This is a genomic window from Brenneria nigrifluens DSM 30175 = ATCC 13028 (assembly GCF_005484965.1).
Lineage (GTDB): Bacteria > Pseudomonadota > Gammaproteobacteria > Enterobacterales > Enterobacteriaceae > Brenneria > Brenneria nigrifluens.
In genome coordinates this window covers 3,069,900-3,089,202 of the sequence record NZ_CP034036.1, presented here as the reverse complement: position 1 = coordinate 3,089,202, position 19,303 = coordinate 3,069,900, and the positions used below count along the sequence as shown (strand labels likewise).

Genomic DNA, 19,303 nt, shown 5'->3' with positions numbered 1-19,303 from the left:
TCATGGGAAAGTGGTCCTACGCATCAATAAGCATCACGTCAGTCGCGTTGGTGCTGGTTTTATGGCAGATCGCCGGGGTCAGGCAGTGGGTCGATCCGCTGCTTTTACCGCCGCTGTCGGACATCGGTTTAACCGCGACGGAACTGATGCACGATGGCTACCGTCAGGTTCCGCTGTGGCAGCATATTCTGGTCAGCGTCGCCCGGGCGCTGAGCGCGTTCAGCGTGGCGATTATCACCGGCGTCCCCCTGGGGTTGCTGATGGGGCTGTCCGCCCCGGTCGCCGCGGTGTTTAATCCTTTTGTGCAGTTTTTGCGTCCGCTGCCGAAGATCGCGCTGATCCCGCTTGCGGTGGTGTGGCTGGGGATCGGCGAGGAGTCCAAGTTCTTCCTGATTTTCATCGCCACCTTTCTCAGCGTGGTGGTCGGCGCTAATGCCGCTGTGGAGCGTATCGGCCGCAACCGTATCCGGGTGGCGCAGACGCTGGGGGCAAGCCGCGGGCAGATTTTCTGCCGCGTGGTATTGCCCGATACGCTGCCTGAATTATTCACCACCGTCAGGCTGGCGATCGGTATCGGCTGGACGTCGCTGATTGCCGCCGAAATGGTGGCGGCGACCTCGGGGATTGGCTGGATGGTGATGAACGCCAGTTCCTATTTGCGCACGGATATTGTCATGCTGGGAATTTTACTGCTGGGCGGCATTGGCTATTTGCTGGATTTGCTGCTGGTGGGACTTCAGCGCATTCTGGTGCCGTGGGCGGGGAAAGAGTAATGACCGACCAACAACAGACGCATATCGCCGTAGAGCGCGTCAGCCTCGCCTTTCCCTCTCAGAGCGGGACGTTAACCGTACTGGATGACGTCTCGCTGCGGGTGAGCCGCGGGGAGTTTGTGGTACTGCTCGGGCCTTCCGGGTGCGGCAAGTCGACCATTTTGAATTTGATCGCCGGTTTCGAAAAGCCCGGCAGCGGGAAAGTGCTCTGCGCGGGACAGCCCGTCCCCGGTCCGGGTCCGTCGCGCGGGATGGTTTTTCAGCAGGCCAATTTATTTCCGTGGCTGACGGTACTGGACAATGTCACCTTTGGTCCGCGTATGCAGGGCGCCGATAAAAAACAGGTCCGGCGCGATGCGGCGGACTACCTGTCGCTGGTGGGGCTGGATGATTTTCATCGGCACTATCCGTGGCAGCTTTCCGGCGGCATGAAACAGCGAGTGGCATTGGCCCGGGCGTGGCTGCCTCAGCCCGAGGTCCTGCTGATGGATGAGCCATTCGGCGCATTAGACGCGCAAACCCGGCTGATGATGCAAGAGCTTTTGCTGTCCGCCTGGCAGAAAACCGGCACGACGCTGCTGTTTGTGACCCATGACGTCGAAGAAGCGCTGTTTCTGGCCGACCGGGTGCTGGTGATGTCGGCCCGTCCCGGACGTATCGCCGAGGAGATTCATCTGCCGTTCGGCCGTGAGCGAAATATTGAAACTCTGGCGCAGCATCCGCAATACGCCGAGCTTAAGCGCCACGTTTTGCACCGGGTGCGCGAAGAAGCGCGCCGCCATATTAATCTGTAGCCTGACATCCATTTTGAGGAGAATATCATGCACCTTGCCCGTTTCCCCCGGCTGACGCTGGGGCATTTCCCCACGCCGCTGGAGGCGCTGCCGGCCCTGTCCAAACATTTGGGCGGACCGAATATCTATATCAAACGCGATGATGCCACCGGGCTGGCGACCGGCGGCAATAAAACCCGTAAGCTGGAGTTTCTGCTGGCCGACGCCCTGCAGCAAGGGGCCGATGTGATTATCACCCAGGGCGCCACGCAGTCCAATCATGTACGGCAAACCATCGCTGCGGCGGCGAAGCTGGGGCTGAAAACCAAAGTGCTGCTGGAAAAACGCGTAACCGACTATGGCGACGACTATCAGCGCTCCGGAAATATTCTGCTGGATAACCTGCTGGGGGGCGAAATAATCGATCATCTGCCGGCGGGAACGGATATGCAGCAGGCGATGGAAGCGCTGGCGGACACCCTGCGCCAGCAAGGGGCCAAGCCGTACGTGATCCCCGGTGGAGGCTCCAATCCCATCGGCGCGTTGGGTTATGTGGCCGCGGCGGAGGAGCTGCTGTTTCAGTCCAGTCAGCAGCGTCTGCGTATCGATCATATCGTTCATGCCACCGGCAGTACGGGAACGCAGGCCGGCCTGTTGGCTGGATTAACCGCCACCAACAGCCAGATCCCCCTGCTTGGGATCAGCGTAAGAGCGCCGCGCGAGAAGCAGGAAGAGAATGTGTATGCGCTGGCGCAGCGAACCTGGCAACTGCTGGGCATTGACGGTGAAATTCCGCGCCACGCGGTGCAGGTGAATAGCGATTATGTGGGGAAAGGATACGGCATTCCAAATCAGGGGACGCTGGAAGCGCTGACCCTGCTGGCGCAGTTGGAGGGCATTCTGCTTGATCCGGTCTATTCCGGCAAAGGGATGGCGGGGCTGATCGATCTGATTCGCAAAGGACATTTTGCGCGCGACCAGAACCTGGTCTTTATCCATACCGGGGGTTCCGCCGGGCTGTTCGGCTATCGCCAACTCTTTGAGCAAGCGGCGTTGTAATGACCACTCAAGCGCAACGGCATACCCTAATCGGGGTGCTGGGCGGCATGGGGCCGCTGGCGACCGTTGATCTGCTGCAAAAGATCATCGAGGAAACCCCCGTTTCACGCGATCAGGATCATGTGCCGGTGGTGGCCTGGAACGTGCCGCAGATCCCCGATCGGCAGCAGGCGCTGGCCGGAACGGGCGAGTCGCCGCTGCCCGCGCTGCTGGCCGCGGTGGAGCAGCTTAATCGCCTTTCCGCCAGTCATATCGTGATTCCTTGTAATACCGCGCACCACTGGTTTGATGCCTTGGCGCAGAAAAGCGAGGCGCCGTTGATCCATATTGCCGATGCGACGCTCGCTTCGGTGGAATACCTGGTGAAAAACCGGGCCAAGGTCCTGCGGAAAATAGGGTTGATTGCCACCAGGGGCACCCTTGATGCCGGTTGGTATCAGCAGCGCTTTGCCGCGCTGGGGGCGGAAACGCTGGAGCCGGATGAACAGGAACTGGCGACGCTTTTTGTGCCGGGCTGTTATGCGGTAAAACGCGGAGAGTTACAGCAGGGTGGATATTTACTTGAACAGCTTGCCCAACGACTGATCGATCGCGGTGCGGAGTGGCTGGTTCTGGCCTGTACCGAAGTGCCGCCGGCATTAGCGGCGATAAATTCCCGTTGGCTGGATATCAGCCTCGACCCGACCCGTGCGCTGGCTCGGGCCTGCGTGCGGGAATGGGCGATGCTCAGCTAATCGATAATCCCCCCTAAAAAAAAGACCGCCCGGAAAACCGGGCGGTCTTCAGACCATTGACAAAGCCTGTTATTAGGGAGAGCGTGGCGAGGGGCCGTAGCGGCGTAAGCCGCCGGAGCGCCCCTCGGTACGGTAGGCCCGGGTATCGCCGACTTACAGGCGACTTTGTCAGCAACCTCAAGACCGCCCGGAAAACCGGGCGGTCTTTTTTACATGTGGCAAACGGCTTAAACGCTATAGGAAGCCATACAAACCGGCAAACACCCAGCCAAATACGCAGGATGTAAACACCCCGATTAAACCTGGCAGGATGAAGCTGTGGTTAATAACAAAACGGCCGATTTTGGTTGTACCTGAGCGGTCGAACTGAATGGCGGCCAGGTCGCTTGGGTAGGTCGGCAGAATGTAGTAACCATAACAAGCCGGCGCGGAAGCGACGATATAAGCCGGGTTGATGCCAATGGCCAGCGCAATCGGCACGATAGCGGCTAATGCGGCGGCCTGTGAGTTAACAAATTTAGATACCAGCAACAGAATAATCGCGTAGGCCCACGGGTATTTCGCTACCAGCGTACCCAGCGTGGATTTAATTTCTTCCAGATGCGCGCCGAACATGGTTTCCGCCATCCAGGCAACCCCATAAACGGCGACGATGGCGATCATCCCCGAGCGGAATACCTCGTTCTTGGAGATGGAAGCCGCGTTGGTTTTGGTGGCGATAATGATGGTTGCGCCAGCCAACAGCATAAACATCTGGATAACCAGCACCATGGATAAGGGCTTGCCGTTGAATTGCGGACGCAGTTCCGATACCGCGCCCAGAATGGCGACGGCGGCAATGGCGGTCAAAAAGATCCACATGGCAACCCAGTTGCTGCGCGGCAGTTTTTTGTCCAGCAGCGTGGCGGTATCGCCGTATACATATTCCTTGTTTTCCGGGACAGAGATAAATTTCTGAAACTCCGGATCCTTATCCAAATCTTTACCCCGGAACCAGCTAAAGATACCAATTGCCAGAATACCCAGCAGGGTAGACGGAATGGTAATCGCCAGCAGGTCGAGGAACTCCAGGTGTTTACCGTGGAAGGTAAAGTTAGCCAGCATCGCAACCAGCGATACAACGGCCACCGATACCGGGCTGGCGATAACCCCCATCTGCGCGCCGATGGAACTGGCGGCCATGGGCCTTTCCGGACGGATATTATTTTTGATGGCGACATCATAAATAATCGGCAGGATGGTATACACCACGTGGCCGGTACCGCACAGAATGGTCAGGGTACAGGTAACGAACGGCGCAATAATCGAAACATATTTGGGATTACGGCGCAGCAGACGTTCCGCTATCTGTAACATGACATCCAGGCCGCCTGAGGCCTGAAGCGTTGCCGATGCCGCCACCACCGCGATGATAACCAGCATAACGTCAACCGGCGGCCTGCCTGGTTGGAGCTTAAATACAAACACCAGAATAACGAGTCCTATGCCGCCTAACAGCCCCAGCGCGATCCCGCCTTTTCTAGCACCGTAGAAAAGGCAGATCAGGACAATGATTAACTGAATGATAAAATCCATATATACCCCATTGCTCAGAATGACGAGTTAATTAATTCGGTTGGCTTACTTTCGTCGTGGGTACTATAGATACTGTTTGTTATTCATTTTCTTGATCTAAGTCTATTATTTTAAATGTTTCTTTATTTTGCTTGAAATAAAAGAACCAGCTCCCAATTATTATTTTCCATGGTTTTTTTAGTTTTTTAAGTATAAAATTAATTTTTTAATGTAAATTAAAGATTGATGAAAAATCTCTTGGTTAATTAATCTTTAAAAAATTATATGTTCATCATCCCGTTGTTTTATTTTTGTTGTTAATTGGTTTTAATTTGTGATTAATTAGGTTTTGTTTTTTGATAAATTAATCGTTTGTTATGTGGTAAGTGTTGTTTTTTAACGATTGTGTTTTTTTATTATATTGATTTTTTTGAATAAATTTTATTTTTTGAGGGGGAATACCTGTTGCAAGTAAATGTCAATTATCAAATGATTTTAATATTCCAATTAACGATAATAACCAGTTTATACCGCTTTCTTTTTATCTAATGATGCGCGAGTCGCCTGGTTTTTATTTTTCTTTTGAAAAGATATGGTCCGATGACATATAGCTTTATAAGTTATTAAAATAATAACTCTATATAGCCAATAGATTTTAAAATACCCGCTATTACGTTGTATAAATCCCCGGATGACAGGGATAGGCTACACTTACTCTGTAAGGCGTCCTCACAGAAAAGGTATCAGGAGAGCAATTATGGCCGAGTCCGACCCCAAAGATGTCACCGTCAGCGAAGGGCTGGCGAAAATGCGTGAAGCGGCTGACAAGCTGAGCGACGAGGAAGTGGATGCGTTGGCCGAAGAGGCAAAAAAGGCGGTGATAGAGTCGAAAAAAGAGGCGGCTAAAAAACGCTAGCGCTACTCATCCGCATGACGAGCCACGGCACTTAAGCGCCGTTGATATCTCCACCGCCGGCATTGGCGATGTCGGTATGGTATCCGCCTGAAAAACTGGCAGGTATTTTGCAGGTATCTTTTATAATTGAAGAATCAGCAAGCGATAAAACTCCACTGAGTTTCTGTTTAAAAGGGAAGTGTTATGCATGACAAATTGCTCATAGATGGTAAACAAGTCGCCGGCCGGGGGGAGGTTCTGGCGGTTTTTAATCCTGCAAGCGGAGAGCAAATCGCCTTGATTCCCCAGGCTGACCTGCATCAGGTCGATGCGGCCGTAAAGGCGGCGGATGCGGCATTTGCGCAGTGGGGGCAAACCACGCCCAAAGCGCGCGCCGCGTTTTTATTGCAAATTGCCGATGCGGTTGAGAAGCATGGAGAGGAGTTTGCCCGACTGGAATCTCTTAACTGCGGCAAACCCTATCATGCGGTGCTGAATGACGAGATTCCGGCGGTTGCGGATGTATTCCGCTTTTTTGCCGGCGCGGCGCGCTGCCTGAACGGTTCGGCGGCGGGGGAATATCTGGAGGGCCATACCTCAATGATCCGGCGCGATCCGGTGGGCGTAGTGGCCTCCATCGCCCCGTGGAACTACCCGCTGATGATGGCCTCCTGGAAACTGGCGCCGGCGCTGGCCGCCGGAAACTGCGTGGTGCTGAAACCCGCGGAACAAACCCCGCTGACGACGTTTTATCTGGCGCACCTGCTGGCGGATATTCTGCCGGCCGGCGTGGTGAATATTTTGTTTGGGCGCGGCGCCGACGTGGGTAATGCGCTCACCGGGCATGACAAGGTGCGAATGGTTTCCCTGACGGGATCGATTGCCACCGGCGTGCATATTCTTGCCAACACCGCACCCGGCGTCAAACGTACGCATATGGAACTGGGCGGGAAAGCGCCGGTGATTGTCTTTGATGACGCGAACATCGCCCAGGTGGTTGAAGGCATCCGCAGCTTCGGTTTTTATAACGCCGGTCAGGATTGTACCGCGGCCTGTCGCCTTTACGTCCAGCGCGGTATCTATGAGCAAGTGGTAAACGAACTGGGCAAAGCGGTATCGACGTTAAATAGGGGCGCCCCGCAGAATGAACAAACCGAACTGGGGCCGTTAATCACCGCGGCGCAGTTGGAAAGGGTCGCCGGCTTTGTCGATCGTGCCAAAGCGCTGCCGCACATTAGCGTGGTGACCGGCGGCGAAAAGGTGGATGGAAATGGGTATTACTTCCAGCCCACCGTCCTGGCGGGCGCCCGTCAGGAAGATGAGATCGTACAGAAAGAGGTTTTTGGCCCGGTGGTTTCCATTACGCCGTTTGATGATGAAGCGCAGGTGCTTGGCTGGGCCAATGCCTCCAGCTACGGGCTGGCCTCGTCCGTCTGGACCAGCGATATCGGGCGGGCGCACCGTCTGGCCGCGCGCCTGCAGTACGGCTGTACCTGGGTGAATACCCATTTCATGCTGGTGAGCGAAATGCCGCACGGCGGTCAGAAACTTTCCGGCTACGGCAAGGATATGTCGATATACGGCCTTGAGGATTACACCATTGTTCGTCATATCATGATCCGTCACTGATTTCCCCCATCGATCCTTGTCTCGGTTGTTATCGAGGCAAGGCGCGGTCGTAATTCTCCCATCGCAAAATTTACCGTTCTGAACCGTTGTTTTCTATATGTCTTTTTGCACCACGCTAACGCTTAATGCTCATTTATGGTGCATCTGTGTGGTTTTTACTCGTCTTTCTCGGCAATTAACGCCGCGCTGCGATTTTTAATGCTGAAGGTAAAGTTTTATTTTTCTTTTTATTTCAGTTTTGTATGCCGTATCAGATTTTAATTTTTAATTGCCGTTTGGGGCTGCAAATTGGCGTGTTCTGTGCATTAATTAAATTGATATCATGTGATATCCGTTATTAAGGAGCGCATTTTGTCCAGATCAAAGGCAAACCTCAACCCGCTAGAGTGCACTCAGCAGGCTTTACATTGGATTAAGAGCGAAACGTTGACCGCCGAGGAGATGAACGCATTAAATCAGGAAGTCTTGAGCTCTTTTCGTGAATACGTCAATCCGGGTTTTCTTGAATATCGAAAATCCGTCACCTCCGGGGGTGAATACGGCGCGATGGAATGGCGCGCCAGTGGTCCGAATACGCTGGTTGATACCCAGGGAAACGAATATCTGGACTGCCTGGGCGGCTACGGTATCTTCAACGTCGGTCATCGCAACCCCACTGTTATCGCTGCCGTAGAGCAGCAGCTCGCCAAACAACCCTTACATAGTCAGGAACTCCTCGACCCGTTGCGCGCCATGCTGGCGAAAACGCTGGCGGCATTAACGCCCGGCGACCTTAAATACAGTTTTTTCAGCAACAGCGGAACGGAATCGGTCGAAGCGGCGTTGAAACTGGCCAAGGCTTATCAGTCCCGGCGTGGCAAATATACCTTTATCGCCGCATCGGGCGCGTTTCACGGTAAGTCGCTCGGGGCGCTGTCCGCCACCGCCAAGGCCGAGTTTCGCCGCCCTTTCATGCCGTTGCTGCCCGGTTTCCACCATGTTCCTTTTGGCGATATCAGCGCCATGAGGAAGCAGGTTCATCAATGCCAGAAGACCGGAGATGACGTTGCCGCCATCATCCTTGAACCCATTCAGGGAGAGGGCGGGGTGATTGTACCCCCGGAAAATTACTTACCTGCGGTCAGAGCATTATGTGACGAGGTTGGGGCATTGCTGATTCTGGACGAAGTACAGACCGGCATGGGGCGAACCGGCAAGATGTTTGCCTGTGAACATTATGGCGTTCAGCCCGATATCCTTTGTCTGGCTAAGGCGCTGGGCGGCGGCGTGATGCCGATCGGCGCCACGGTTGCGACGGAAGAGGTGTTCTCGGTGCTGTTTGAAAACCCGTTCCTGCATACCACCACCTTTGGCGGTAACCCGCTGGCCTGTTCGGCGGCGCTGGCCACCATCAATGTTCTGCTGACGGAAAAATTGCCTGAGCAAGCCGCGCAGCAAGGGGATTTTTTACTGCAAGGACTGAAAGAGCTTGCCGCCGGCTACCCTGAATTGATTTCCGAAGTACGCGGCCTTGGTTTATTGCAGGCTATCGAGTTCAGGAAAAACGAGATTGGATATACGTTTGCAAAAGAACTTTTCCATCGCCATATTCTTGTCGCCGGAACGTTGAATAACGCCAAATCGGTGCGCATCGAACCGCCGCTTACCATCACCCGCGAACAGTGCGCTCGCGTACTGAAGGAAGCGGGTGAGGTGTTAAAAAAGCTCAGGGGAATGATGCCGGGAAAAAGCGCGGAGGAGAATAAAATCAAAGAATATGTAGTTGAGTAACCTCGGCGATTCCGCTACGGCAGGTCGCGCTTTGCTTCTGTTATACCAAAAACCAGTCGGATTTTAACTTGACTGGTTTTTTTATGGCGGGCGTCCTGCCCGCCACCCTCGGGGCCGCCGCCGGCTATGTTATTGCTCCGCCAGTTTTTCCACCAGATCCAGGCGCTGCCGCCACGGGTCGGGCTGTTGCGCGGTGTGCTCCGCGCCGTCGGCCGGAACGATCAGAATATTGTCTTTTTGCTGGCTATAGCGCTCCCATTCCGGCAGGTCGGCGCCATCCGGCCGGCCGGTGCGGGCAAAGTTCACCCAGTACTGCTGCATTTGCCGGGCGATGGCCCGATCGTTCGCCGTGACCTGCTCGCCGTAGCGCGCGGTCAGCGTATTAAACACATAAGGGATCTCGCTGGCATGCACCGCGGCCGGCCATTGATCGCGCATACTGTCCGCCACATAGCCAAAGCGGTACTGCCATACCGGAATCCCGGCTTTATCCCAGATACGCGCGACGAAGCGTGCCGGTTCCACCATAAAGCGGTCGCTTGAAATCGCTTTGGCGACAGCCTGAGGCGGCAAACCCTGATAAGCCTGTTTGGCCTGCTGGCGATCGGCGGCGGCAAACACCGCCACCGCCTCATCGAGAGTTGACACCTCGGGGGGAAAGCCGATATCGGCGTCGGTTGCGCCAATTATCAGCGGCACGCGCTGGAAAGCGCCCTGGCGATACCGATCCTGCGGTTCGCCGATGATCAGTTTGCCATCGATCATCGGGCCGGAATAATCCGCCGGACTTATCGCCATATTCAGGCCGTTGACCACCTTATCCGCCGGAATGCGGCGTAACGCCGCCAGGGCGTTTTCATCCTTTCCGCTGATACCGTTGGCTTGCGCAAACGCTAAACCGGCCTGTTCCGCTTTATGCCAGCCCTGGTAAGGCATGATATTATGTCTGCCGCCGCCGGATTGAATAATGGCTTTGTGAAACAGCCCGTTCGCCAAATCGGTGGTGAGCAGGGTGCCGACGGAAAACCCGCCGGCAGACTCGCCGAACAGCGTAACATTTTGCGCATCGCCATTAAATGCCGCGATATTCCTTTGTATCCATTCCAGCGCCGCGATTTGATCCATGACGCCGTAATTGCCGCGCAGCGGCTGGTCCGCCAGTGTCGGATGGGCAAAGAAACCAAAACGGCCGACGCGGTAGTTGAAGCTGACGAATACCACACCCTGACGGGCAAACTCTTCACCTGAATAGACCTCCGGCGACGAGCCGCCATTGACGAATCCGCCGCCGTAGATCCACACCATCACCGGCAGGGGGCCGCGGGCATTGACCGGACGCCACACATTGACGGTCAGACAGTCTTCGCTAAAGCCGACGCCGAGCGGGGCGGCATCGCCGGGAAAGGGTTCCTGCATGCAATCCTTACCGTATGCCGCGGCCGGGCGAATCCCCGCCCAGTGAGGCGCCGGCTGCGGCGGCTGCCAGCGTAGCCCGTCCAGAGGCGGAGCAGCGTAGGGGATACCTTTAAAGGCATCCACGCCATGTTGCGTGGTTCCGGCAATGCTGCCGCTGTCCAGTTCGACCTGCGGCCCGTCGGCCGGTAAGGCCTGGCTGGCGGCAGATAAAAGCAATAATCCGGCTGCGAGCGATTTATTCATTGATGTTGTTCCTTTGGTGCCATAAAAAAAACCTGTCATGCATGGTAGTAAGCCATGCATGACAGGTTCGCCTTGATTCAGTCACGCCCTGTGTCTCTATATATAGAAAGTTTGCATTGATATGACAACGGTCATGGACAGTATGTGTGACGGAAATCAAAACCAGAGTGCGCATAACCGGCGCATTTTTTCAGCAAAAATCTCTCGGTCGGTAATAATGTAGCGGTACGGCATTTCATTCATCTCATCAGGAATACTGATTGAACAAAATGTTCGAATATACTCGTACATTTGTACTATACTGTTCGCCGATACCAGTATCCAGTTCTGCCGCAGACAGTTAACTGCCAGCCCCAGAATTAGTTTAACTAATTAAGGATGTTATATGGCTCGCATAACCCCCATTGAACGCTATCGCAATATTGGCATTTCCGCCCACATTGATGCCGGCAAAACCACCACGACGGAACGCATCCTGTTTTACACCGGGGTGAGTCACAAGATGGGCGAAGTCCACGATGGCGCGGCAACCACCGACTGGATGGCGCAGGAACAGGAACGCGGCATAACCATTACCTCCGCGGCGGTGACCTGTTTCTGGCAGGGGATGGAGAACCGCTATCCCCGGCATCATATCAATATTATCGATACCCCCGGACACGTGGATTTCACCATTGAAGTCGAGCGCTCGATGCGCGTGCTGGACGGCGCGGTAATGGTGTATGACTCGGTCGGCGGCGTGCAGCCGCAGTCGGAAACGGTCTGGCGTCAGGCCAATAAATATCAGGTGCCGCGGTTGGCGTTCGTCAACAAAATGGACCGCCCCGGCGCCGACTATTTCCGTGTCTGTCAGATGATGATTGACCGGCTGAAAGCCAATCCGGTGCCCATCGTTATCCCGATAGGCAGTGAAGAAAACTTTATCGGCGTGATCGACCTGATCAAGATGCGCGCCATTATCTGGGACGACGCCACGCAGGGGATGACCTTCAGCTATGAGGCGATCCCGGACGAGTTGCTGGCAACGGCGCAGGAATGGCGGGAGAAAATGGTCACGGCAGCGGCAGAGGCTTCCGATGAACTGATGACCAAGTATCTGGATGGCGTGGCGTTGAGTGAAGACGAGATTACCCTGGGCTTGCGTACCCGCACCATCGCCGGCGAGATTCAGCCGATGCTGTGCGGCAGCGCGTTTAAAAATAAAGGGGTACAGCGCATGCTGGACGCCATTATAGAGCTGATGCCGTCGCCGCTGGATATTCCGCCGGTCAGCGGTATTGATGAAAAAGGCAATCAGACGGTGCGTCACGCCGACGACGACGATAAATTCGCGGCGCTGGCGTTCAAGCTGATGACCGATTCCTACGTCGGCCAGTTGACGTTTATCCGCGTCTATTCCGGCGTGCTGCGCAAGGGCGACAGCGTTTACAACCCGATCAAGGGCAAAAAAGAGCGTATCGGACGTATCGTCCAGATGCACGCCAATGCGCGCCACGAGGTGGATGAAATCCGCGCCGGGGACATCGCGGCCTGCGTCGGCCTGAAGGAGGTGACCACCGGGGAAACTCTGTGCGACCCGGATGCCGTTTTGACGCTGGAACGCATGGAGTTCCCCGAGCCGGTGATTTCGCTTGCCATTGAACCCAAAACCAAAGCCGATCAGGAAAGAATGGGGATCGCCCTGCAACGGCTGGCGTCGGAAGATCCATCATTCCGCCTCAGAACCGACGAGGAGTCCGGGCAGACGATTATTTCCGGCATGGGCGAGTTGCATCTGGAGATCATCGTCGACCGCATGAAGCGCGAGTTCGGCGTGGCGGCCAATATCGGCAGGCCGCAGGTCACCTACCGTGAAACGATACGCCGCAAAGTGACTGATGTGGAAGGGAAGTTTGTCCGTCAGTCCGGTGGTAAAGGCCAGTATGGCCACGTGGTGCTGACGGTTGAGCCACAGGACGCGGGCAAGGGGTTTGCCTTCGAGGATGCCACCAAGGGCGGGGTGGTGCCGCGTGAGTTTATTCCGTCGGTTGAAAAAGGCGTGCGCGAAGCGATGATGACCGGCGTGCTGGCGGGTTATCCGATTGTCGACGTCAAGGTCACGCTGACTTTCGGTTCCTATCATGAGGTGGATTCCTCGGAAATGGCGTTCAAGATGGCGGCGATTTTCGGCTTTCGTGATGCAATCAAACGCGCCAATCCGGTGATCCTGGAGCCGGTTATGCAAGTGGAGGTTGAAACGCCGGAGGAGTATGCCGGCAGCGTCATGGGGGATCTCTCTTCCCGCCGTGGTCTGGTGCAAGGCATGGAGGAAATGATCGCCGGGCGGATTATCCGCGCCGAGGTGCCCTTGTCCGAGATGTTCGGTTACTCCACCGCGCTGCGCTCGATGTCTCAGGGGCGGGCGACCTATACCATGGAGTTCCGGCACTACGTGGAAGCGCCGCGCAATGTGACGGAAGACATTATTGCGGCCCGCAGTTCCCGGTAAAAATAGCGCCAGGCCGGCTTATTTCGTCTGGCTACCGTAAACTGCAAAGGTAAAGGCCAGATAGGCAGCCAGCGTCGAAGTCATATCGCCGACGTCTTTGGTCGGGTTGACCTCGGTAATCGCCATTGCCGCGCAGTGCGGCGCCAGCAGTTCCACCATGTGCAGCGCCTGATCGGAGCTAATGCCGCCGGGTTCGTGCGCGCCGGCGCCGGGCGCGAAGGCCGGATCGACCGAATCGATATCAAACGACAGGAACAGGTGGTCAGCCCTGGCTACCCGTTGCAGGATGCGTGCGACCGACTCTTCCGCCCCGAGCCGCAGTACGTCGCGTGCGGACAGATGCACCAGATCGTTGTCGTGCTTGAACTGGCCGGAAGCCGGAAAGTTAAAGTGACGTTCACATACCTGGATGCAGTCGGCGGAGGCGATGCGCTCCAGCTCCAGCGAGCGCCGCATACCGCTCGACTGGCTGTGGCGCCCCTGTAGTTCGCTCTCATCCATCAAATCCAGATGGGCGTCGAAGTGAATGATGCCAATCCGGCCAGGCAGCGCATCATGTATGCCGCGCGCCACCGGGAACAGCAGGCTGTCGTCGCCGCCGACCACCACCGGGACGCGCCCGTTGCCAATGGATTCCTGCACCGCCTGCGAGGTAGCGTCGAAGGTTTTCAACGTGTCGTTCAGGATCACGCTGATGTCGCCCCGATCGACCAGCAACTGTTCTCCCACTTCCATCTGGCTGTCGGTTTCCAGGCAGTAGACTCTGCCCTGCTGGATACGCATATTAATCCAGCGTGCGCACTCGCGCACCCGCGCCGGCGCATAGCGAGAGCCTGGCCAGCCGAGCGAGGACTCGCCATCGAAAGGAACACCCCATAAATCAAACTGTCTTTTCTTGTTCATACCAGCCTCTAATACAGACGAATATTAACCACGCGGCGACTGTAGATAACCACCCCAACGCTGCGCGGCGTAGCGAAATAGCGTCAACAGCAGCAGCGTCAGCGCCAGATAGATCAGCCCCGCAGTCACGTAGGGTTCGAACTGAATGTAGTAATTCAGACTGATGTTGCGTGCGGCGCCAGTGATTTCCATCAGCGTGACGGTGCTGGCCAGCGAGGTGGCGTGCAGCATCATGATGGTTTCATTGCTATACAGCGAGAGCGAACGCGTCAGCATGGCGGGCAGCAGGATGCGCCGCACGCGAACCGGGAACGACATGCCGTAGGCTCTGGCCGCCTCAATTTCGCCGGGCGGCAAATGGCGCAGCCCGCCGGCGAATATAACCGTGGTATAGGCAGTGGTGTTGAGCACAAAGGTCAGCAGCACACAGACCAACGGACTGGATAACCACGGCCACAGCAGGCTGTTGCGTAGCAACTCGAACTGCGCCAGTCCGTAGTAGATCAGGAATAGCTGGACCAGTAGCGGCGTGCCGCGAAAAATCAAAGTATACAGTTCGATCAGCGCACGGAGCGGCCTCGGCGCGTTGTTGAGCGCCAGCGCCAGCCCCAGCGACAGGAAGAAGCTGATGCCCAGCGAAGCCGCCGTCAGCAGCAGCGTCAGGCGGGTGCCGTCGGCGTACATCCAGAGATTGTCGGCGATGATATCCCAGTTCATAAATCCACCTCGCGCACGCCCAGCGCATAACGTTTACTCAGCAAGCGTAGCGCCAGCACCGACAGCAGGGTGATGGCCAGGTAAAAAGCGCCGGCCAGCAGATAAAAGGTGAACGGCTGGCCGGTCGATTCCGCCGCGCTGCGGGTACGGAACATAATGTCCTCCAGCCCCAGCAGGGAAACCAGCGCGGTGGCTTTCATCAACACCAGCCAGTTGTTGGTGAAGCCGGGCAGCGCCAGACGGATCATTTGCGGCAGGACGATGCGGTAAAAGGTTTTGCCGGCGCTGAAGCCAAACGCCTGCGCGGCTTCAATTTCCCCGTAAGGGATGTTGGTCAGCGCGTTGCGGAAGGTCTCGGTCATGTAGGCGCCAAAGATAAAACCCAGGGTAACAAAGCCCGCGGTGAACGGGCTGAACTCCACGCGATACTCCCCGCCGGCCAGTTCGATTCCGTTATTGAGCAGCGCCGGCAGGCTATAGAACACCAGCAGCATCAACACCAGATCCGGGATGCCGCGCGCCAGCAGGGTATAGGGCGCGATCAGATAGTTCAGCCAGCGGGCGCCGGACTGTTTGCCCAGCGCGCACAGCAGGCCGATCAGCACCGCCAGCAGTAGGGCGGCCAGCGCCAGTTGCAGCGTTACCCATCCCGCCCCGATCACCATGAAAAAGTAGTTACCAGACATGGCGGTCACTCGGCTGAGAAGTATTTCTTATTCAGCGCGTCCAACTGACCGTCGGCATGGACTTTAGCCAGCCCTTGATTAATTTTCTCCAACAGGGCGGTATTCTTTTTGTTGATGGCGATCGCCACGCCTTCGCCGAACTCGGGCGCGTCTTTCCCGGTCAGGCGCGGCCCCACCAGTTCATAGTCCTTACCGCTCTCTTTTTTCAGAAAGCTGTGGATAATTTGCGCCTCGTAGCTCATATGTACATCGGCGCGACCGGCGGCGAGGTCAAGATAGGGCGCGCTGCCGCCGTCATAGCGTTTGATAGTGCTCTGGCGGTAATTTTTTGACACCCAGGCATCCATCGGCGTACCGGTCTGCACCGCGATAACCTTGCCCTTCATGCCTGCCGGCGATGTGTCGGTAATCGCCCCTTTGCGCGCCACGAAACGAAACACCGGACGTTGGTAGATATCGCTGAACGCCATCACCTTGCGGCGTGCGTCGGTTACCGTCAACTGCGAAATCAGCGCGTCATACTTGCCGCTGATCAGGCCGGGGATCATACCGTCCCATGCGGCGTTGATAATGTTGCAGTTAAGCTCTGCCGCCGTACACACCGCTTCCGCCAGCTCAATGTCGTAGCCGACCAGCTTGCCGGAATCATCCACCGACTCAAACGGCGGGAAAGTGGCGTCGGTGGCGATGGTGATCGGCCCTTTGGCCAAAGCCGGGCCTGCCAGACTCATTGCAGCGACAGCCAGCAGCACTTTTGATATTTTTTTCATCGTTACATCCTCTGGTTGGTTTAATTCGTTATCCCGCAACAGGCCGTGGCCTGCCGATATGTCGTCTGGCTCGCCGTTCCCACCGCTCGGACTCAGGTGCCCATCGGAGGCGGCACAATCACCCAGATGGCGGTACATATCTCCGTGGTCGACGTGTTGCGCCACGTATGGGGCAGCGTGGGTTTGAAGGTCAGCGTGTCGCTTTTTTTCAGCACATAGCGCTGCTCTTCAATCACCACTTCAAGGCTGCCGCTCAGTACATGCACCATATCCACCGCCGCTTGCAAGGTATAAGGCTCGGTGCCGGACCCCCCCTGGGGATCGATCTCGGAGAACAGCACCATCATCTCTTCGTTGCCGGCACCGCTAATCAAATACTCGCGCATGTTCTCGCCGCCGAGGCTGATCGGTGTGCCCTGGCCTGCCGGGACAAAGTTGGTTGACGGCGGATCAAACAGTTTTGACGGCGTAATGCCCACGACTTCGCACACACGCAGCAGCGTGGCGATTGACGCCTGCGTCACATTGCGTTCCAGTCGGCTGATAAACGATTTACTCACGCCGACCTGCTGCGCGACTTCTTCGATACGCATCCCTTTGGCTTTACGCAGGGCGCGCAAGCGCACGCCAACGTTAAAGTCTTCGACTGCGTCATTTTTCCTGCTACTCTCAGATTGGTCATCATGAACTGAATGAGGCATCCCGATCCCTCTTGTTGCGTATTAGGTAACTTTTACACATTCAAGCATCTTTCATGCCATTTTATATAATTCGGCGTTTTTTCATGCGGCCGATTCGGTCTGCCAACACGGTACTCTTCGTCATAATGTAACAAAAATCATAGTTAAAACAGTAAATTAAAATTCTTTCTTCGGCGAAAATCGACGGGGAAATCAGGGCGAAAGGTAGGAAAAAATTTGCCAGGCAGTCAATTTTTTTGTGGGAAAGTGGCCCGGGGCGGCAGAAAATTGTTGTCTGGTAGTTTACTTTTCGCGGTATGCGCCGGGCGATTTGCCTCATATTGGAACGGCCTGCTGTTATTTGGTGCAAAAGCGGGCGAGCGCATCGTGCATATCCGGCTTCATCCACCGCCATCAGTCTGTCCAGAGGGAATTTGGCGTAATAACAATCGTTGTATTTCACATGCCAGTAATTTCAATATGAAATTACTGCTCTGTTATTTATTAATAAAGTCGTAAATCGATTTTAATTATCGGGCGTAATATGCGTCACTTTTTTAAAATATCCTATAATCAAGTCGTTTGGGGAAAGTATTATTGCAACGGTTTATAGTTATTGCTGTTGGATTGGTTGTTTTTTAAACAAATGGAGTCATAAATGGTATTAAAAAAGAAACGTCGTGTGCCGATGAAAATACAGGACATTACGATAATTGACGACGCCAAGCTTAAAAAAGCCATTACGGCCGCAGCGCTTGGCAATGCGATGGAATGGTTCGATTTCGGCGTTTATGGTTTTGTTGCTTATGCGCTCGGACGGGTATTTTTCCCCGGCGCGGATCCCGGCGTGCAAATGATTGCCGCGCTGGCGACCTTTTCGGTTCCTTTTCTGGTCAGGCCATTGGGCGGCGTATTTTTTGGCGCCATGGGCGATAAATTCGGCCGCCAGAAAGTGTTGTCGGTCACCATTATTATTATGGCGGTCAGCACCTTCTGTATTGGTTTAATCCCCTCCTATGCATCAATAGGTATCTGGGCGCCGATATTATTGCTGCTGGCGAAATTGGCGCAGGGTTTTTCCGTCGGCGGGGAATATACCGGCGCGGCGATATTCGTTGCCGAATATTCACCGGACAGAAAGCGCGGCTTTTTAGGCAGTTGGCTTGATTTCGGGTCGATCGCCGGCTTTGTTTTAGGCGCGGGCGTGGTGGTGCTGATTTCGTCGATTGTCGGTGAAGCGGACTTCCTCGAATGGGGATGGCGTATTCCGTTCTTTATCGCCGGTCCTCTGGGACTGATCGGGATCTATTTGCGCCATGCGCTGGAGGAAACACCTGCCTTTCAACAACATGTCGATAAACTTGATAAAGACTCGAAAGACAGCCTGCAGTCGGCGCCCAAAGTGTCGTTCAGGGAGATTGCCGCCAAACAGTGGCGGGGGTTGCTGATGTGCGTCGGCGTGGTTATTGTCACCAACGTCACCTACTATATGTTGCTGACCTATATGCCGAGCTACCTGTCGCACAGCCTGCATTATTCGGAAGATCATGGCGTAATGATTATTATCGCCGTGATGCTCGGTATGCTGTTTGTCCAGCCGGTCATGGGATTAATGAGCGACAGATTCGGGCGCAAGCCGTTTATTATTTGCGGCAGCATCGGTCTTTTTCTTTTATCCATCCCCAGTTTCATGCTTATTAACAGCGGCGTGATTGGCCTTATTTTTTGCGGACTGCTGATTCTGGCCGTGCTGCTTAACTCTTTTACCGGCGTGATGGCGTCTATTTTACCCGCGCTGTTCCCGACGCATATACGTTACAGCGCGTTGGCGATCTCATTCAATATATCCGTTCTGATTGCCGGCTTTACGCCGACGGCGGCGGCATGGCTGGTTGAATCAACGGGCAATCTTTATATGCCGGCCTATTATTTGATGGTGATTGCCGTCATCGGGCTGGTCACCGGGATAGCAATGAAAGAAACGGCCAACCGGCCGTTAAAAGGCGCCACGCCGGCGGCTTCCGACCGGGCCGAGGCGAAAGAGCTGTTGCAGGAGCAATACGACAATATCGAGCAGAAAATCGAAGATATTGACGAGCAAATCACCGAGCTGCAGAAGAAAAGAAGAAGCCTGATCGACCAGCACCCGGAAATCAATTAAGGCGCTGGCGCCGGCATTGCATCTTTATCAGATGCAATGCCGGCGGTAAACC

The 19,303-nt window shown here is 55.3% G+C and carries 17 protein-coding genes; 9 read left to right on the top strand and 8 right to left on the bottom strand.

Annotation, left to right across the window (positions count from 1 at the left end):
- Positions 1 to 2: 2 nt before the first annotated feature.
- The 4 genes from EH206_RS14440 to cuyB are packed head-to-tail and all read left to right on the top strand — an operon-like array spanning position 3 to position 3,339.
- Entirely contained in the window at positions 3 to 773 is a 771-nt protein-coding gene (locus EH206_RS14440; protein ID WP_009113562.1) for an ABC transporter permease, read from the top strand.
- Positions 773 to 1,567: an ABC transporter ATP-binding protein gene (locus tag EH206_RS14435; protein ID WP_009113561.1), complete on the top strand. Its 795-nt coding sequence runs from the start codon at positions 773 to 775 to the stop codon at positions 1,565 to 1,567. Before EH206_RS14440 ends, EH206_RS14435 begins: the two co-directional genes overlap by 1 nt.
- Positions 1,568 to 1,594: 27 nt before the next feature.
- Complete coding sequence (cuyA, locus tag EH206_RS14430; RefSeq protein WP_009113560.1) at positions 1,595 to 2,605, top strand: D-cysteate sulfo-lyase; 1,011 nt, start codon at positions 1,595 to 1,597, stop codon at positions 2,603 to 2,605.
- Positions 2,605 to 3,339, top strand: coding sequence for a cysteate racemase (cuyB, locus tag EH206_RS14425; protein ID WP_009113559.1), 735 nt, complete (start codon positions 2,605 to 2,607; stop codon positions 3,337 to 3,339). The genes cuyA and cuyB overlap by 1 nt, the downstream gene beginning before the upstream one ends.
- A 234-nt stretch (positions 3,340 to 3,573) precedes the next feature.
- Here the strand turns inward: cuyB and EH206_RS14420 are convergent, their stop codons facing one another.
- Positions 3,574 to 4,914 carry an anaerobic C4-dicarboxylate transporter gene (locus EH206_RS14420; protein WP_009113558.1) on the bottom strand — a complete coding sequence of 447 codons (1,341 nt, stop codon included), beginning with the start codon at positions 4,912 to 4,914 and terminating at the stop codon, positions 3,574 to 3,576.
- 736 nt (positions 4,915 to 5,650) lie between these two features.
- Here EH206_RS14420 and EH206_RS23085 point away from each other — a divergent pair.
- From EH206_RS23085 to ygjG, 3 genes are all read left to right on the top strand, one after another.
- Positions 5,651 to 5,809 (top strand): hypothetical protein, encoded by a 159-nt coding sequence (locus EH206_RS23085; protein ID WP_009113557.1) that lies wholly within the window; start codon positions 5,651 to 5,653, stop codon positions 5,807 to 5,809.
- Between the two features lie 183 nt (positions 5,810 to 5,992).
- Positions 5,993 to 7,417, top strand: a complete 1,425-nt coding sequence (gene patD, locus EH206_RS14415) for an aminobutyraldehyde dehydrogenase (protein ID WP_009113556.1) — start codon at positions 5,993 to 5,995, stop codon at positions 7,415 to 7,417.
- A 351-nt stretch (positions 7,418 to 7,768) separates the two neighbouring features.
- Entirely contained in the window at positions 7,769 to 9,187 is a 1,419-nt protein-coding gene (gene ygjG / locus EH206_RS14410) for a putrescine aminotransferase (RefSeq protein WP_009113555.1), read from the top strand.
- A 129-nt stretch (positions 9,188 to 9,316) separates the two neighbouring features.
- Here ygjG and EH206_RS14405 read toward each other — a convergent pair whose 3' ends face one another.
- Entirely contained in the window at positions 9,317 to 10,846 is a 1,530-nt protein-coding gene (locus tag EH206_RS14405) for a carboxylesterase/lipase family protein (RefSeq protein WP_009113554.1), read from the bottom strand.
- Between the two features lie 385 nt (positions 10,847 to 11,231).
- On the opposite strand from EH206_RS14405, the gene fusA reads away from it, so the two are divergent.
- Positions 11,232 to 13,334, top strand: a complete 2,103-nt coding sequence (gene fusA, locus EH206_RS14400; RefSeq protein WP_009113553.1) for an elongation factor G — start codon at positions 11,232 to 11,234, stop codon at positions 13,332 to 13,334.
- 18 nt (positions 13,335 to 13,352) lie between these two features.
- On the opposite strand, the gene EH206_RS14395 is transcribed toward fusA, so the two are convergent.
- The 6 genes from EH206_RS14395 to EH206_RS14370 all read right to left on the bottom strand — a co-directional run bounded on the left by EH206_RS14395 (position 13,353) and on the right by EH206_RS14370 (position 17,505).
- Entirely contained in the window at positions 13,353 to 14,237 is an 885-nt protein-coding gene (locus EH206_RS14395; RefSeq protein WP_009113552.1) for an arginase family protein, read from the bottom strand.
- 24 nt (positions 14,238 to 14,261) lie between these two features.
- Positions 14,262 to 14,954: an ABC transporter permease gene (locus tag EH206_RS14390; protein ID WP_009113551.1), complete on the bottom strand. Its 693-nt coding sequence runs from the start codon at positions 14,952 to 14,954 to the stop codon at positions 14,262 to 14,264.
- Positions 14,951 to 15,640, bottom strand: a complete 690-nt coding sequence (locus EH206_RS14385) for an ABC transporter permease (protein WP_009113550.1) — start codon at positions 15,638 to 15,640, stop codon at positions 14,951 to 14,953. Before EH206_RS14385 ends, EH206_RS14390 begins: the two co-directional genes overlap by 4 nt.
- 5 nt (positions 15,641 to 15,645) lie before the next feature.
- A complete protein-coding gene (locus EH206_RS14380) occupies positions 15,646 to 16,410 on the bottom strand; it encodes a transporter substrate-binding domain-containing protein (RefSeq protein WP_009113549.1) in 765 nt (254 codons plus the stop codon).
- A 92-nt stretch (positions 16,411 to 16,502) separates the two neighbouring features.
- The gene (locus EH206_RS14375) at positions 16,503 to 17,111 is read right to left on the bottom strand and encodes a helix-turn-helix domain-containing protein (RefSeq protein ID WP_009113548.1); all 609 of its coding nucleotides are present in this window, start codon (positions 17,109 to 17,111) and stop codon (positions 16,503 to 16,505) included.
- A 61-nt stretch (positions 17,112 to 17,172) separates the two neighbouring features.
- Positions 17,173 to 17,505, bottom strand: coding sequence for a hypothetical protein (locus EH206_RS14370; protein ID WP_136163903.1), 333 nt, complete (start codon positions 17,503 to 17,505; stop codon positions 17,173 to 17,175).
- A gap of 243 nt (positions 17,506 to 17,748) precedes the next feature.
- Here EH206_RS14370 and proP point away from each other — a divergent pair, with 243 nt between their 5' ends.
- A complete protein-coding gene (proP, locus tag EH206_RS14365) occupies positions 17,749 to 19,251 on the top strand; it encodes a glycine betaine/L-proline transporter ProP (RefSeq protein WP_009113546.1) in 1,503 nt (500 codons plus the stop codon).
- The last annotated feature ends 52 nt before the right edge of the window (positions 19,252 to 19,303 follow it).

Coding starts and splice junctions, on each gene's coding strand:
- EH206_RS14420 (WP_009113558.1), bottom strand. CDS start 4,914: ATGGATTTTATCATTCAGTTAATCATTGTCCTGATCTGCCTTTTCTAC.
- EH206_RS14380 (WP_009113549.1), bottom strand. CDS start 16,410: ATGAAAAAAATATCAAAAGTGCTGCTGGCTGTCGCTGCAATGAGTCTG.
- EH206_RS14375 (WP_009113548.1), bottom strand. CDS start 17,111: ATGCCTCATTCAGTTCATGATGACCAATCTGAGAGTAGCAGGAAAAAT.
- EH206_RS14385 (WP_009113550.1), bottom strand. CDS start 15,640: ATGTCTGGTAACTACTTTTTCATGGTGATCGGGGCGGGATGGGTAACG.
- EH206_RS14440 (WP_009113562.1), top strand. CDS start 3: ATGGGAAAGTGGTCCTACGCATCAATAAGCATCACGTCAGTCGCGTTG.
- EH206_RS23085 (WP_009113557.1), top strand. CDS start 5,651: ATGGCCGAGTCCGACCCCAAAGATGTCACCGTCAGCGAAGGGCTGGCG.
- EH206_RS14370 (WP_136163903.1), bottom strand. CDS start 17,505: ATGGCGGTGGATGAAGCCGGATATGCACGATGCGCTCGCCCGCTTTTG.
- cuyA (WP_009113560.1), top strand. CDS start 1,595: ATGCACCTTGCCCGTTTCCCCCGGCTGACGCTGGGGCATTTCCCCACG.
- proP (WP_009113546.1), top strand. CDS start 17,749: ATGGTATTAAAAAAGAAACGTCGTGTGCCGATGAAAATACAGGACATT.
- patD (WP_009113556.1), top strand. CDS start 5,993: ATGCATGACAAATTGCTCATAGATGGTAAACAAGTCGCCGGCCGGGGG.
- EH206_RS14390 (WP_009113551.1), bottom strand. CDS start 14,954: ATGAACTGGGATATCATCGCCGACAATCTCTGGATGTACGCCGACGGC.
- cuyB (WP_009113559.1), top strand. CDS start 2,605: ATGACCACTCAAGCGCAACGGCATACCCTAATCGGGGTGCTGGGCGGC.
- EH206_RS14435 (WP_009113561.1), top strand. CDS start 773: ATGACCGACCAACAACAGACGCATATCGCCGTAGAGCGCGTCAGCCTC.
- EH206_RS14395 (WP_009113552.1), bottom strand. CDS start 14,237: ATGAACAAGAAAAGACAGTTTGATTTATGGGGTGTTCCTTTCGATGGC.
- EH206_RS14405 (WP_009113554.1), bottom strand. CDS start 10,846: ATGAATAAATCGCTCGCAGCCGGATTATTGCTTTTATCTGCCGCCAGC.
- fusA (WP_009113553.1), top strand. CDS start 11,232: ATGGCTCGCATAACCCCCATTGAACGCTATCGCAATATTGGCATTTCC.